General features: G+C 45.6%; 11 protein-coding genes. All 11 read right to left on the bottom strand.

All coding sequences use genetic code 11. The features are described 5' to 3' along the window. Positions 1 to 28: 28 nt before the first annotated feature. The 11 genes from yihA to ilvC all read right to left on the bottom strand — a co-directional run bounded on the left by yihA (position 29) and on the right by ilvC (position 15,135). Positions 29 to 619 (bottom strand): ribosome biogenesis GTP-binding protein YihA/YsxC, encoded by a 591-nt coding sequence (gene yihA / locus ABHN01_RS18020; protein ID WP_429876666.1) that lies wholly within the window; start codon positions 617 to 619, stop codon positions 29 to 31. After that, a complete protein-coding gene (gene lon / locus ABHN01_RS18025; RefSeq protein WP_429876667.1) occupies positions 616 to 2,940 on the bottom strand; it encodes an endopeptidase La in 2,325 nt (774 codons plus the stop codon). The genes yihA and lon overlap by 4 nt, the downstream gene beginning before the upstream one ends. A gap of 232 nt (positions 2,941 to 3,172) precedes the next feature. Then, positions 3,173 to 4,846: an ATP-dependent protease LonB gene (lonB, locus tag ABHN01_RS18030; RefSeq protein WP_429876668.1), complete on the bottom strand. Its 1,674-nt coding sequence runs from the start codon at positions 4,844 to 4,846 to the stop codon at positions 3,173 to 3,175. 235 nt (positions 4,847 to 5,081) lie between these two features. Continuing rightward, positions 5,082 to 6,356, bottom strand: a complete 1,275-nt coding sequence (gene clpX, locus ABHN01_RS18035; protein WP_290398801.1) for an ATP-dependent protease ATP-binding subunit ClpX — start codon at positions 6,354 to 6,356, stop codon at positions 5,082 to 5,084. Positions 6,357 to 6,733: 377 nt separating this feature from the next. Then, entirely contained in the window at positions 6,734 to 8,029 is a 1,296-nt protein-coding gene (gene tig / locus ABHN01_RS18040) for a trigger factor (RefSeq protein WP_429876669.1), read from the bottom strand. Positions 8,030 to 8,143: 114 nt separating this feature from the next. Continuing rightward, a complete protein-coding gene (locus ABHN01_RS18045; RefSeq protein ID WP_429876670.1) occupies positions 8,144 to 9,196 on the bottom strand; it encodes a hypothetical protein in 1,053 nt (350 codons plus the stop codon). Positions 9,197 to 9,430: 234 nt separating this feature from the next. Beyond that, complete coding sequence (gene leuD / locus ABHN01_RS18050; protein ID WP_290398798.1) at positions 9,431 to 10,021, bottom strand: 3-isopropylmalate dehydratase small subunit; 591 nt, start codon at positions 10,019 to 10,021, stop codon at positions 9,431 to 9,433. Continuing rightward, positions 10,008 to 11,441, bottom strand: coding sequence for a 3-isopropylmalate dehydratase large subunit (gene leuC, locus ABHN01_RS18055; RefSeq protein ID WP_429876671.1), 1,434 nt, complete (start codon positions 11,439 to 11,441; stop codon positions 10,008 to 10,010). The genes leuD and leuC overlap by 14 nt, the downstream gene beginning before the upstream one ends. 15 nt (positions 11,442 to 11,456) lie before the next feature. Then, positions 11,457 to 12,554 (bottom strand): 3-isopropylmalate dehydrogenase, encoded by a 1,098-nt coding sequence (gene leuB / locus ABHN01_RS18060; protein ID WP_429876672.1) that lies wholly within the window; start codon positions 12,552 to 12,554, stop codon positions 11,457 to 11,459. 21 nt (positions 12,555 to 12,575) lie between these two features. Beyond that, positions 12,576 to 14,117: a 2-isopropylmalate synthase gene (locus ABHN01_RS18065; RefSeq protein ID WP_429876673.1), complete on the bottom strand. Its 1,542-nt coding sequence runs from the start codon at positions 14,115 to 14,117 to the stop codon at positions 12,576 to 12,578. Beyond that, positions 14,104 to 15,135 (bottom strand): ketol-acid reductoisomerase, encoded by a 1,032-nt coding sequence (gene ilvC / locus ABHN01_RS18070; RefSeq protein WP_429876674.1) that lies wholly within the window; start codon positions 15,133 to 15,135, stop codon positions 14,104 to 14,106. The genes ABHN01_RS18065 and ilvC overlap by 14 nt, the downstream gene beginning before the upstream one ends. Between the last annotated feature and the right edge of the window lie 21 nt (positions 15,136 to 15,156).

Genomic DNA, 15,156 nt, shown 5'->3' on the forward strand with positions numbered 1-15,156 from the left:
TTTTTGGGTTCAGATCAGAAGCTCTGGTTTATTTTTTTTGTGTGTATTCGAGGATGGTGCTCCACGCCGCATCCTTCCCATGGCCCGTTTCAGAAGAAAAGAGAATCAGAGGATCATCCGGCTTCTTTTTCAATGTGTCACGGACGACCTTCAAATGTTTCTCCCATTTTCCTTTTGGAATCTTGTCGCACTTGGTTGCGACAACGATAACAGGAATCTCATGGTATTTCAGCCAATCATACATCATCACATCGTCTTTGGACGGTGCATGGCGAATATCAACCAGCTGGACGACGGCCTTCAGCTGAGGCCTCTCCATGATATAGCGCTCAATCATCCTTCCCCAGGCTTCTCTTTCGGTCTTTGAAACTTTAGCGAAGCCGTATCCCGGCACATCCACGAAATAAAGCTGATCATTGATGATATAGAAGTTAAGAGTTTGCGTCTTGCCTGGCCGCGATGACGTTCTGGCCAGGTTTTTGCGCGCAATCATCTTGTTAATGAATGAAGACTTCCCTACATTTGAACGGCCGGCAAGGCCAATTTCCGGAAGCTGGTCTTCGGGGTACTGTTCCGGCTTTACCGCCGAAATCACAATATCTGCTTTTGTTACTTTCATTTACTGTCTCCCACTAACGCATGTTTTAACACTTCATCGAGATGAGATACCGGTATGAACGCAAGGGTGCTGCGTACACTTTCCGGAATATCATCGATGTCTTTTTCGTTTTCTTTTGGCATGATCACGGTCTGTATCCCCGCTCGATGAGCGCTTAATGACTTTTCTTTTAAGCCCCCGATCGGCAATACCCTGCCGCGGAGAGTGATTTCTCCGGTCATGCCTACATCCTTGCGCACCGGCTTTCCTGAAAGAGCAGATACAAGTGCAGTTGCGATGGTAATACCGGCAGACGGTCCGTCCTTCGGTGTAGCCCCTTCAGGTACGTGAATATGAATATCCGTTTTTTCGTAAAAATCCGGATCAATTTCAAATTCTTCTGCTCTTGAACGGACATAGCTTAATGCCGCCTGTGCGGATTCCTTCATCACGTCACCCAGTTTACCGGTCAGGATGAGTTTTCCTTTCCCGGGTGTAAGCGCGACTTCTATAGAGAGCGTATCGCCTCCGGCTGTCGTATATGCCAAGCCGGTCGCTGCTCCTACCTGATCTTCCATCTCAGCCTGTCCATAGCGGAAACGCGGTTTGCCGATATAGCTCTCAAGATTTTTATCCGTTATGGTTACTCTCTTCTTCTCACCGGATACGAGCTGTTTCGCCGCTTTCCTGCATAAACCTGCAATCTGGCGTTCCATGCTCCTTACGCCTGCTTCTCGCGTATAGTTTCGAACTAGTTTAAGAATCGCTTCTTCTTTAAGCTGAAACTGAGATTTTGTTAAACCATGCTCTTTCAATTGCTTTGGAATGAGATGGTTTTTAGCGATATGGACTTTTTCCACCTCGGTATAGCCTGCGATTGAGATGATCTCCATTCGGTCGAGCAGCGGGCCAGGTATGGTCGCCAGGCTGTTCGCTGTCGTTATGAACATCACCTTGGAAAGATCATAGGGCTCTTCGATAAAATGATCGCTGAACGAATTATTTTGTTCCGGATCCAGAACCTCCAACAGGGCAGCGGACGGATCTCCTCTGAAGTCATTGGACATTTTATCAATCTCATCGAGAAGAAATACCGGATTGATCGTCCCTGCCTTTTTCATTCCCTGAATAAGACGGCCAGGCATCGCCCCGACATAGGTCCTGCGGTGGCCGCGGATTTCGGCTTCATCCCGCACTCCCCCCAGGGAAATACGGACAAAATTCCTTCCGATCGCTTTTGCAATGGAACGTGCCAGCGACGTTTTACCGACTCCAGGGGGCCCGACAAGACAGAGGATCGGCCCTTTCAGTGAATTGGTCAGCTGCTGAACAGCCAAATACTCCAGTACACGCTCTTTTACTTTTTCAAGTCCGTAATGATCTTCGTTTAAAATTTTTTCTGTACGGATAATGTCCAGCTGATCTTTCGTTTCCTTTGTCCAAGGCAAATTGATCAGCCAGTCGATGTAGTTTCGAATGACCGCGCTCTCCGCAGAGGAACCTGGCATTTTTTCATACCTGTCCAGTTCTTTAAGTGCAATCTCCTGTACATTTTCAGGCATGTCCGATTCTTCAATTTTTTCTTTAAGTGAAGAGATTTCGCCTGTCTTGCCCTCTTTTTCCCCAAGTTCCTTCTGAATGGCTTTCATCTGTTCGCGAAGGTAATATTCTTTCTGGGTTTTTTCCATCGCCTTTTTGACGCGCTGGCCGATTTTCTTTTCCAATCCAAGTACTTCTTTTTCGTTGTTCAGGATGGAAATCAGATGGTTCAACCTTTCCTTCACGTCAATAATTTCAAGGATATGCTGTTTTTCTTTAATTTTTAACGACAGGTGAGAGGAAATAACATCAGCCAAACGACCTGGTTCTTCGATATCTTGGACAGAAGCCAAAGTTTCAGGTGTTACTTTTTTGGAAAGGTTTATGTACTGCTCGAATTGCTGAAGAGCCGTTCTCATAAGGGCCTGAATTTCCAAATCCTTTTCGCCCTGATCTTCCATCAGTTCTACTTCAACTTCCAGGTATTCCTCACGGTCAATGAACTGCTTGATCTTTCCGCGCTGGATGCCTTCAACGAGCACACGGATGGTACCGTTGGGAAGCTTAAGCATCTGATTCACCTTGGAGAGGGTTCCGATTTCATATATTTGTTCGCCGCTCGGATCTTCTAGAGCTACTTCCTTTTGTGTTGAAAGGAAAATATGCTGATCATCAAGCATAACCTGCTCTAATGCCTGTACGGATTTTTCCCTTCCTACATCAAGGTGGAGCACCATGGTGGGATACACCAGCAGGCCGCGAAGAGGAAGGAGGGGAAGGATGCGGGTAGTTTTTTCGTCCATTTAACACACCTCCGAATACTGCTTAATGTATTGAATGATTTCAAATTCATGCAGCCTATTTTTAGAATGTTGGCATTTGCAGCTTCATAGCAGTATTCCGCTTGAGAGAGCTTAGCTACAGTTCAATGCCACAAGACAGAGAAATTTCTTCAGTCTTTGTACAATTCTACCTATAAAGAGCCAATTTGTCTAATTGTATCTCGTTTTCACACTCTAAAGGAAAGCCCCCTCTTCACACGGATTTCGGAGGGGACTGCAAAAAGGCTGAAGCAGGAATAGCCTGCTGATTATCTTTATCGATTTCCGGGAACGCCAGCTGAAATACTTGGGATAACTTTGTCACTGGAATGATTTCAATTCCTGAGATTTCACGCAATATAGCCTGGTCATTATCTTTAGGGATAATAACCTTCTTCACTCCCGCAAGCTTAGCCGCTAATACTTTCGCCATCACTCCGCCTACAGGCTTCACTTTTCCATGAACACTTAATTCACCGGTCATAGCCAGTTCATTATCAATCTTGATATTGTGAATGGCCGAGTAAATAGAAGTAGCGATCGCGATTCCGGCAGATGGCCCGTCCACTGGTCCGCCGCCCGGAAAATTGACATGAATATCATAGAGTCCGGCGTCGACTCCCATATTGCGAAGGACGGTCAGCACATTTTCAACCGATCCCTTGGCCAGACTTTTTCTTCTGATTGATTTTGAGCTGTTGCCGATCGATTCTTCTTCGACTATGCCTGTTATCGTAATCGTACCCTGTTTTTTTGCAGGTAAAACGGTGACTTCAATCTCAAGCAGTGAACCGCTGTTTGGTCCGTATACTGCGAGCCCGTTGACCAATCCTACTTTTGGTTCCTCTGAGATCTTACTCTCTGGGCGCGGGGTCATCTGGCTGGAATGAATGACCCATTCCATATCTGCTTGTTTAATAAAATTACGGTCTTCCGTAATGGCCAGCCCTGCCGCAATCTGCATCATATTCACAGCTTCACGGCCATTCTTGGCATAGGTTGAAAGCAGCTCAACCGTTTCCTCCTCCACGTTCATGTTTACCTTATCCGCAGCTTTCAGCGCAATCTGCTGAATTTCCGGAGACTGAAGCTCTCTAAAAAAGACTTCCAGACAACGTGAACGGATGGCTGGAGGAATTTCATCCGGCGTTCGTGTGGTTGCTCCAATTAACCTGAAATCTGCAGGAAGTCCATTTTGAAAAATATCGTGGATGTGGGAAGGGATATTCGTATTCTCTTCATTATAATAGGCGCTCTCCAAAAATACTTTTCGGTCTTCTAACACTTTAAGCAATTTATTCATTTGAATCGGGTGAAGTTCTCCAATTTCATCGATGAACAGGACCCCTCCATGGGCGTTTGTAACAGCTCCCTGCTTCGGCTGCGGAATTCCAGCCTGTCCCATCGCTCCAGCCCCTTGATAGATAGGATCGTGTACGGAACCAATCAAAGGATCTGCAATTCCACGTTCGTCAAACCGGGCGGTCGTTGCATCCAATTCAACAAATACGGATGTCGGTCGGAAAGGGGACTTTTTATTACGCTTAGCTTCTTCCAGCACAAGACGGGCTGCAGCAGTCTTACCAACGCCAGGCGGCCCATAGACGATGACATGTTGAGGGTTAGGGCCGCAAAGTGCAGCATACAGTGCCTTAATGCCGTCCTCCTGACCGACGATATCAGCAAACTTTCCCGGCCTGACTCGTTCAGACAGCGGTTCAGTCAATGAAACCGATCGCATCTTTCGCAATTGATCCATTTCTTTTTTTGATTCTTTATCGATACTCACTTTCTGAGTGCGCTGATTCTTCAACAAGTTCCAAAAGTACAGTCCTATCACGATTCCAAAAAACAGCTGAATGAGTAATGCAATTCCAGTCCAGTTCATTTCTTCCTCCCGAATTTTTTTTATGCTCCTAGTATCTCCGAGTGGGTAAAGGACTAAACAGGGAAATTGGAAAAGCTAAAATAGGACGCGACTTAGAATCGCTTAAGTTTGCATAGATTTTAAAGGCATTTACACGCCGTCTGAACCAGTGTTCGCTGTCAGTAACGATTGAAGATCGAAAATAGGCAGTAACCTAAAAAAAACCAGCCCCTGAAGGCTGGTTTTTATACTCAATTTATGCACTTTCCTTTGGTGTTTCTTTTTTCGGTTCAACAATCGTTCCGTCTTCAAGTTCAAGCTTCGGCGGAACTTTGTCAGAAACCGTTTCTTTCGTAATAATACACTTAGCCACGTCTTCACGGGAAGGAAGCTCGAACATGACATCCAGCATCATTCCTTCAATGATAGAACGCAGACCGCGTGCACCCGTTTTACGTTCAATGGCCTGAGTCGCAATCTCAGTGAGAGCTTCATCCGTGAATTCAAGTTCAACACCATCCAGGTCAAGAAGCTTTTGATATTGCTTAACAAGCGCATTTTTTGGCTTTGTCAGAATTTCAACAAGTGCATCCTCATCTAGCGGAGTAAGGCTTGCTGTGACAGGAAGACGCCCAATGAACTCTGGGATCAAGCCAAAGCGAAGCAAATCCTCAGGCAATACTTTTGCCAGGTATTCACCGGCTTTCAGTTCAGCCTGCCTGGACTCGGAGCTGAATCCGATGACTTTTTTACCTAAACGGCGTTTGATGATCTGTTCGATGCCATCAAAGGCACCGCCGCAAATAAACAGGATATTGGTTGTATCGATTTGAATAAACTCCTGATGCGGATGTTTTCTTCCTCCTTGAGGAGGTACACTGGCAACGGTGCCTTCTAGAATTTTAAGCAAGGCCTGCTGGACCCCTTCGCCGGAAACATCACGTGTAATCGATGGATTTTCAGACTTTCTGGCAATTTTATCGATTTCATCGATATAAATAATGCCTTTTTCTGCTTTCTCCACATCATAATCAGCCGCTTGAATCAATTTAAGCAGAATATTTTCAACGTCTTCGCCCACATATCCTGCTTCAGTTAATGATGTGGCATCAGCGATCGCGAAAGGCACATTCAGTATTCTGGCGAGTGTTTGAGCCAATAGCGTTTTACCGCTTCCTGTAGGCCCGATCATCGCGATGTTGCTTTTTGAAAGTTCCACTTCATCTGATTTCTGGGAAGAGTTGATCCGTTTATAATGGTTGTAGACCGCTACGGAAAGAGACTTTTTAGCTTGCTCCTGGCCAATGACATATTCATCAAGAATCTTGCGGATTTCCATTGGCTTTGGTACTTCTTTAAGTTCTACATCCTCTTCAGTGCCAAGTTCTTCTTCCACAATTTCAGTGCAAAGCTCGATACATTCGTCACAAATATATACACCTGGTCCTGCTACCAGTTTACGAACTTGATCTTGTGTTTTTCCACAAAAGGAACATTTCAGCTGCCCTTTTTCGTCATTGAATTTAAACAATGAAATCACCCCTAAACCTTAAATTGGATGAAACCAATTACCTTTTCATACCCGTTCCAGATATGCTTGTTTCATTATGCTGTAAGCAATTTTTCAAATGTACATTGATTTCATTTCCGCAAGTTTATGTATTGGATTGTATCATATTACCCCTAATGAACGGAAATAAAAACCCTTCCCTGACAATTAATAGTATGTATTGGCTGAAACGATGTGTTCTATAAGTATTAACCTTATGGCTTGTTTTAAAACCTCTATCCCAAAATAAAGCCTTTAGAAAAGTTTCAATAAAAAAGTTCTTTTTCCTGCCAGAAAGGATAAATAATTATATAAAACAAGGCACGAAAAGTTCGTGCCTTGTCCGACCTTACTCTATCTTATGCAATTGTTTTGCTGTTATCCACTAGAAGATCAATCGCTTTTCTGATTTTCAGATCAGCCGCTACAGCATCATTGCCGCCTTGCATAGCAAGCATTTGCGTAATTTTCTCTACGTCCATATTGTACGTTTCTGCCATTTTCTTAAGCTCTTCATTGATTTCTTCTTCATTTGCTTCAATATTTTCAGCTTCAGAGATCGCTTCAAGTACGAGGTTTGTTTTCACGCGTTTTTGAGCGTCTTCTTTCATTTGCTCACGAAGGGCAGCTTCATCTGTGCCTGAGAACTGGAAGTAAAGATCCAGGTTCATGCCTTGCATTTGCAGGCGCTGTCCAAATTCTTGAACCATACGGTCTAATTCTGTGTTAACCATCGCTTCAGGAATATCAACTTCTGCTGCTTCCACCGCTTTGTCAACGACAGTGTCGCGTGTGTGGTGTTCAGCTTCATGCTTTTTGCTTTCTTCAAGCTTCGTGCGAATGCTTGCTTTAAGAGCGTCAAGCGTTTCAACTTCGGAATCGGCTTCTTTAGCAAACTCGTCGTTAAGCTCAGGAAGCTGCTTCGTTTTAATTTCATGGATTTTCACTTTGAATACGGCAGGTTTACCAGCAAGCTCAGTTGCATGGTATTCTTCAGGGAACGTAATGTTTACGTCTTTTTCAGTACCAGCTTTATCTCCGATTAACTGCTCTTCAAATCCAGGAATGAAAGAACCAGATCCGATTTCTAATGGATAATTCTCAGCTTTTCCGCCTTCGAACGGTTCATCATCAACGAATCCTTGGAAATCGATCACAGCGGTATCACCGTTCTCAACTTCCCCTTCTTCTTTGACAACAAGCTCAGCTTGCTGCTCTTGAAGACGTTTGATTTCGTTGTCAACATCTTCATCTGTAACAGACGCATCGAATTCTGTAACCTCAAGCCCTTTGTAATCACCAAGCTTAACTTCAGGTTTTACTGTAACTTTAGCTGTGAAAACAAGGTTGCTGCCTTTTTCCATTTGCTCGATGTCAACCTCTGGACGGTCAACTGGTTCAATGCCTGTTTCTTCTACAGCTTGGCTGTATGCTTGCGGAAGAATAATATCAAGAGCATCTTGGTAAAGTGATTCTACTCCAAAACGCTGTTCGAACATTTTACGCGGCATTTTCCCTTTACGGAATCCAGGTACGTTTACTTGTTTAACGACTTTTTTAAACGCTTGGTCAAGAGCTGTATCTACTTCAGATGCCTCAACTTCGATCGTCAAGACACCTTGATTGCCTTCTAACTTTTCCCACTTTGCACTCATTCAAAGTTCCCTCCAACATTACGTATTTCATTGAAAATCTAACATTTTCGTTACAACCATTCCATTATATCATAACAGACTTGTATTTCAACAATGACCCAGCTTGTTTCCGAATTAGTAACCTTGAAATTTATTCGGGCCAAACGTAAACCGCTCAATGTCCAGCAGCTGCTCGACTGCCTTTTCTAAATTCTCTGGGTGAATTTCAATTTCGGACTCAATCGCTTCGCAGCTGTCCATGCCGATCAGTTTACCAGCCGCACACTGAAGAGCACGTGCCCAATAATGAGGATCTGCCGGTTCAGGTACCTGAGGATAAATCGCAAGTATGTAGTCCCACCATATTGTGAGCGCAAATTCAGTCAGGGTTGGATTGTCCTGCTCCAGCCGATTCTCCAGTTCCTTTTTCACTTCAAGGTTAAATGAATCCTCATAAACATCATGAAGTTCCTGTATGTTGATCGAATAAGTATTTCCAAACTTATGTAAAACTACGGTTTCCTCTATGTCCTTTGATTTTAAATAGTTTAAGGCCATCGTCTTAATACCCGGATGTCCATCTTGATTTTTTAAAAACTCCTGATACACGCCGAACGTGTCCTCAGGGTTCATATAGCTCAATTGCTGCATGGCAATCCACTGGTTATGTATTTCATCGCTTGCCAGCATCGCCCGAAGAGTTTCAATTTCCTTGGAACGGTCCTGCGGCGGGTCAGGCGAAAGGTCAATCGGCGGCTCCGGATCATCTGCCATCTTACGGCTGAAATGAAGAAGCTGATAAAAAGATTCTGCCTGAGCAGCTGGAAGCTGGTGTTCCTCAAGCACCGCTTCAACAACGGATACGACCGTTTCATATTCCGAAAGCTGTATAAGAACAGAGAGGTAAATCTGCAATACATCAAAATATTCTCCGATTCCCTGTTTCAGCATTTTTTCTGCTCTTAACTTCGCTTCCTGGAGCTGGCCAAGTTCGATCAGGCTTAACACAACACCCAAATGTCCTTGAGAATGTCCGGGGTCGATGTCCAGCAGCTGAAGAAAACAGGATAAAGATTCCTTAAATTGTTTTGCTTTTAGAGAAGACATACCTTTCTCGAGCAATCGCGAAGACAAATTAGGGAACGGTACTATATTGCTGGTTTTTTTGTCTTTTTTTTCATTTGCCATTGGTTTTCTTCACTTCCAGTTCTATTTGCATCAGTTTAACAGTTTAAAGACGCAAACTCAAGATGAGGCATTCTACAGGAAGGAACAATAAATCCTGCACTCAATTGTGCAGGATTGCTCGTATGTACAGATTTCCCTTTGGGGGATAGGGAATAACAGGAGAAGGCTTGGTGCATCCCGATGCCTCTTATCCTTTATTATTCCCTGTCAGCTGTTCTTCAAACCCGTTGGCTTTTAGACCACTCCGATCCTCTTCTCGTAGCGGCTGATTGCTTCATCGTACTGAAGCGTAAGTGATATTTCATCCCAGCCGTTCTGAAGCATCTCTTTCCAATACGGATCAAAATCGAACGAGGCGACCTTGTCTGTTCCCAAAGAGATTTCCTGCTGGTCCAGGCTGACGGTTATCCGCTCATTTCCATTTTTCACTCTGGCTTTCAGTTCTTCGATTACCGGTTTAGGAAGGGTAATGACAAGAATGCCATTCTTCAATGAATTATTATAGAAGATATCCGCAAAATCAGGTGCTATAATCACTTTAAAACCATAATCCTTAAGTGCCCAAGGAGCATGCTCTCTTGATGACCCGCATCCAAAATTCGCACCTGTGATTAATATTTCCGCACCCTTCGCATCTTCATGATTCAGTTCAAACTCCGGGTTTGGAGAGCCCTCACTGTTAAACCGCCAGTCAAAAAACAAAAATTGGCCAAAACCGCTGCGCTCGACCCGTTTTAGAAACTGCTTGGGTATGATCTGATCGGTGTCCACATTTTCGCGGTCCAGGACCGCTGCTATTCCCGTCAACGTTTTAAATCCCGGCATAAGCTTCACCTTCTCTCAAACCGGAAACAAATTTTCGAACATCTACAAATCTGCCTTCAATCGCAGCAGCTGCTGCCATCGCCGGGCTGACAAGATGGGTTCTTGCACCTTTGCCCTGCCTTCCTTCAAAGTTTCTGTTGGAAGTGGAAGCACATCGCTCGCCCTCAGGAACAATATCCGGATTCATGCCCAGACACATCGAACAGCCCGAATCCCGCCAGTCAAAGCCTGCTTCCTTAAAAACAAGGTGAAGACCTTCTTCTTCTGCTTTTGCTTTTACTTGCTGTGAACCTGGCACAACAATGGCCTGGACTTCAGCGTGAACTTTCTTTCCTTTAACTACTTCAGCTGCAGCCTTCAGATCGCTTAAACGTGAATTTGTACAAGAACCGATGAATACATGCTGTACCGGCACTTCCGTCAAAGACTGTCCCGGTGTAAGACCCATATAGGCCAGTGCTTTTTGGATCGATTCCTTTTCTTTTTCAGACTGCACTTCATTTAATGAAGGAACATGTTCTGAAATTCCTACACCCATGGAGGGATTCGTTCCCCATGTGACCATCGGCTCAACTTGTGCAGCATTGATCTCAATGGTTTTATCAAATACTGCATCAGGATCAGACCTTAGCCCGCTCCACTCATTGACTTTTTCTTCAAATTCATCGTCCTTTGGAGCGTATTTTTTTCCTTTTATATACGCATAGGTAGTCTCATCCGGCGCGATCAATCCTGCTTTGGCCCCCGCTTCAATGGACATGTTGCAAAGCGTCATCCGCTCTTCCATCGTGAAATTCCTTACTGTTTCTCCGGTAAATTCAATAACATGGCCTGCACCTGCATTGGTGCCATAGTTGGCGATAAGCGCGAGAACAATGTCTTTTGCGGTTACACCATAGCCCAGCTTTCCTTCAATCTTTACCTGCAGCTGCTTCGGCTTCTGCTGCCATAGTGTCTGAGTGGCAAGAACATGTTCCACTTCACTTGTTCCAATACCGAACGCCAATGCCCCGAACGCTCCATGTGTGGAGGTATGGCTATCACCGCATACAATGGTTTTTCCGGGCAGCGTCAAGCCGAGCTCCGGTCCGATGACATGCACGATGCCCTGATCTGCCGAGTGCAGACCTTCCAAGTGAATACCGTACTCTTTACAGTTTTCCTCGAGGGTTTGAATCTGCTTAAGCGCAATACTGTCATCTATAACAAACCTGTTCTTTGTCGGTATGTTATGATCCATCGTTGCAAAACAGAGGTCTGGCCTGCGTACTGTACGTTTTTTTTCCCGCAGGCCGGCAAAGGCCTGCGGTGACGTCACCTCATGAAGGAGGTGCAGGTCGATGTATAAAAGGCTCGGTTTGTTGTTTTCCTGGATGACCGAGTGATTTTCCCAAATTTTATCTATGATTGTTTTTGCCATTTCGCACCCTCCTCCTTAAACGTACACTTCAATCAGCGTAGCTGCTGCAGCATTGTCCTCCAGCCTGTAAATAAGCTGCTCGACCACCTGATCTGTTGTTGAAACTTTATCCTTATTGCTGGAGATATCGCCTGTTCGGAAGTTGGCATTCAAGACTTCCTGAACAGCTAATTCAATGGCATCTGCTTCGTCGTTCATATGGAAGGAATGTCTGAGCATCATCGCCGCAGAAAGGATCATTCCAAGCGGATTAGCTGCATTCGTTCCTGCAATATCAGGAGCGGAGCCGTGAACGGGCTCATATAATCCCGGACCTTCTTCACTCAAGGATGCCGAAGCAAGCATTCCAAGAGAACCTGTAATCATTGACGCCTCATCAGACAAAATGTCGCCGAACATGTTCTCGGTTACGATCACATCAAACTGTGAAGGGTTCCGGACAAGCTGCATGGCAGCATTGTCGACCAGCATGTGCTCAACCTTTACATCCGGATAATGCTTAGCCGTTTCATCGACGACTTCCCTCCATAGTTTACTGGACTCCAGAACATTGGCTTTGTCCACGGAAGTCAGCTTTTTCTTTCTGGAGGCGGCAAGGACAAACGCCTTTTTTACTACTCTTTCAATCTCTTTCCTATGATAATAAAGAGTATCTACCGCCTCATCCGAGCCCTTTCTTTCTTTTGGCTGTCCAAAATAGATTCCTCCAGTGAGCTCCCTCACGAATACAAGATCAACATTTTCAAGCAAAGCAGGCTTTAAGGGTGCAATATCGGCCAGCGGCCCGAACGCTTTGACTGGTCTTACGTTCGCAAAGACATTCAGTTCTTTTCGGATCCTCAGCAACCCTTGTTCCGGCCGCTGTTCCATTCCGTCCCATTTGGGTCCGCCCACCGCTCCCAACAGAACCGCATCACTCTTTTTGCACTGTTCAATCGTTTCAGGGGGCAGAGGATTTCCTGTCTCATCGATGGCATTTCCGCCGATCGGCATCTCGGTCACTGTAAACCGATGGTGAAATCGGGATTCAATAGCCTTGAGCACCCGCAATGTCCCTTTCATCACTTCCGGTCCGATTCCGTCACCCGGCAAGACTGTTATTGCTTTTTCCATCTTAACCCCTCCTCATAAAATTTATAGACTGACTTTAACTAATTCGTCCTTTTGCGCATTCATAATCGTTTTATTTAATGCGTGGACATATGCCTTTGCAGATGCCTGCAGCACGTCCTGAGCTGTTCCGCTTCCGTTGATCTCCTGGTCTTCGTACTTTAGCAGCACATAGACCTGTGCGAGCGCATCCCTTCCTGAGCCAACGGACTGAATGCGGTAATCCTTCAGGTGCACTGGCAGGGGCAGCATCTTATCCAATGTATTGTAGATGGCCTCTACACTTCCTGATCCTGTTCCTGCTTCCTGAATTCGTTTTCCGTCCGGTGATTTTAATGTAATGGTCGCTGTCGGAATGTTGTTCGTTCCATAATTAACCTGGATGTCTCCCAACTGATACATAGGGACTGGAGGCTGAATCTGATGTTCGAGCAGGAGTGCCAGAATGTCTTCTTCCGTCAGCTCCTTTTTCCTGTCAGCGAGTTCTTTAAATTCTCCGAACAGTTCGTTGAGCTGTTCTTCGCCTGGTTCAAAGCCCAGTTTGTTAATATGTTTTCGGAAGGCATGTCTTCCGGAATGCTTGCCAAGAACCAATTGATTGGAAGAAACTCCAACGAGCTCGGGAGTAATAATTTCATAGGTGGATTTTTCCTTCAGGACGCCATCCTGGTGGATGCCCGATTCATGGGCAAAGGCATTCCTTCCCACCACTGCTTTATTCGGCGGAACACTAATGCCGGTCAGCCTGCTGACAAGACTGCTCGTTCGGCTGATCTCCTTAAGTTCCATGCGTGTTTCCGCCTGATAGAAGCTGCTTCGGATCGCAAGGGCAACCGCAATTTCTTCTAATGAAGCATTTCCTGCTCTCTCACCGATTCCGTTGATCGCACCTTCGATCTGATCTGCACCGTTCTCAATGGCTGCCAAGGAATTGGCAACCGCCATCCCCAGGTCATCATGGCAATGAGCCGATAGTTTCGCCTTGTGGATATTTGGAACATGCTCTCTTACGTACCGGAACAGGTGACCGTATTCGGCAGGGCTGTAATACCCTACCGTATCCGGAAGATTGATGACCGAAGCACCTGCATCAATCACCTGTTCTATAATTTTTACGAGAAAAGCCAGATCTGACCGGCAGGCATCCTCTGCAGACCATTGGACGACTGGAAAGCGCTTGCGTGCGTATTTTACTGATTGAACGGCGGTTTCGACTACCTCATCCGGTGTTTTCTTCAGCTTATATGTCATATGGATGGGTGAAGTAGCCAAGAAAACATGAAGCCGGGGTTCTGCTGATCCCTTTAACGCTTCCCATGCTGCATCAATGTCTTTCGTTGTGGAACGGGCAAGACCGGTAACCGAGCTGTTCTTGATTTCTTCAGCGATTCGTTTCACTGCCGCAAGATCACCGGGGGAGGCTGCCGGAAATCCCGCTTCGATGATATCCACACCGAGCCGTTCGAGCTGTTTGGCGATCTCAAGCTTTTCCTGGGCATTCAGGTTCACTCCTGCCGTCTGCTCCCCGTCTCTTAATGTGGTGTCAAAGATATCAATTTTTCGCACTTGTCACCGCCTCCTTCGTTTTTTGCTTTTGTTGTTTAACAAAAGGCATCATCGCTCTGAGTTCACGGCCCACTACTTCGATCGGGTGTTGTTTTTCACTCTCATTGATCGCATGGAATACTGGACGGTTTGCCTGGTTTTCCAAGATCCACCCTTTGGCAAACTCCCCGCTTTGGATATCCTTCAATACTGCTCTCATTTTTGTTCTTGTATCTTCATCAACCACTCTCGGGCCAGATTGGAAGTCTCCCCACTGTGCTGTATCAGAAATGGAATATCTCATTCCTTCCAGTCCGCCTTCGTACATTAGATCAACAATCAGCTTCAGTTCATGTAAACATTCAAAGTAGGCCACTTCTGGCTGATAGCCTGCTTCGACGAGCGTTTCAAATCCTGTCTTTACTAGAGAGGTCAGCCCACCGCACAATACCGCCTGTTCACCGAAAAGGTCCGTTTCGGTCTCTTCTTTAAACGTAGTCTCGAGAACACCGGCTCTTGCGGCTCCAATTCCTTTTGCGTATTCCAACGCTGTTTCTTTCGCTGTTCCAGTTACGTCTTGATATACCGCGATAAGGGCAGGCACCCCTGCTCCGGCTTCATATGTCCGTCTTACGAGATGTCCTGGCCCTTTAGGTGCAACAAGGAATACATCCACAAAGTCCGGCGGAACGATCTGATGGAAATGGACGTTGAAGCCATGGGCGAAAACAAGGGACTTACCACGTGCCAGCGCCGGTTCGATCTCTTTTTTGTAAACTTGCGGCTGAAGTTCATCCGGAAGAAGAATCATGATCACATCCGCTTCATTGGCAGCTTCTTCAACTGAGGCTACACGGACACCATCCTGGACGGCCTGATCATAAGATTTACCTTGTCTTACTCCGACAACCACGTCATAACCGCTTTCCTGCAGGTTTAGAGCGTGGGCATGCCCCTGTGAGCCGTATCCGATCACGGCTACCTTTTTTCCGTTTAAATATTGATCTGCGATTTCCTTGTCATAGTATACTTTTGCCATTTTACATCTCTCCTCAATTTT

The sequence above is a fragment of the Fictibacillus sp. NRS-1165 genome (genome assembly GCF_050468105.1).
GTDB lineage: Bacteria > Bacillota > Bacilli > Bacillales > Fictibacillaceae > Fictibacillus_C > Fictibacillus_C terrinigri.

Bases quoted from the DNA above. Each gene is read 5' to 3' on its own strand.
- yihA (WP_429876666.1), bottom strand. From the start codon at position 619: ATGAAAGTAACAAAAGCAGATATTGTGATTTCGGCGGTAAAGCCGGAA.
- lon (WP_429876667.1), bottom strand. From the start codon at position 2,940: ATGGACGAAAAAACTACCCGCATCCTTCCCCTCCTTCCTCTTCGCGGC.
- lonB (WP_429876668.1), bottom strand. From the start codon at position 4,846: ATGAACTGGACTGGAATTGCATTACTCATTCAGCTGTTTTTTGGAATC.
- tig (WP_429876669.1), bottom strand. From the start codon at position 8,029: ATGAGTGCAAAGTGGGAAAAGTTAGAAGGCAATCAAGGTGTCTTGACG.
- ABHN01_RS18045 (WP_429876670.1), bottom strand. From the start codon at position 9,196: ATGGCAAATGAAAAAAAAGACAAAAAAACCAGCAATATAGTACCGTTC.
- leuD (WP_290398798.1), bottom strand. From the start codon at position 10,021: ATGCCGGGATTTAAAACGTTGACGGGAATAGCAGCGGTCCTGGACCGC.
- leuC (WP_429876671.1), bottom strand. From the start codon at position 11,441: ATGGCAAAAACAATCATAGATAAAATTTGGGAAAATCACTCGGTCATC.
- leuB (WP_429876672.1), bottom strand. From the start codon at position 12,554: ATGGAAAAAGCAATAACAGTCTTGCCGGGTGACGGAATCGGACCGGAA.
- ilvC (WP_429876674.1), bottom strand. From the start codon at position 15,135: ATGGCAAAAGTATACTATGACAAGGAAATCGCAGATCAATATTTAAAC.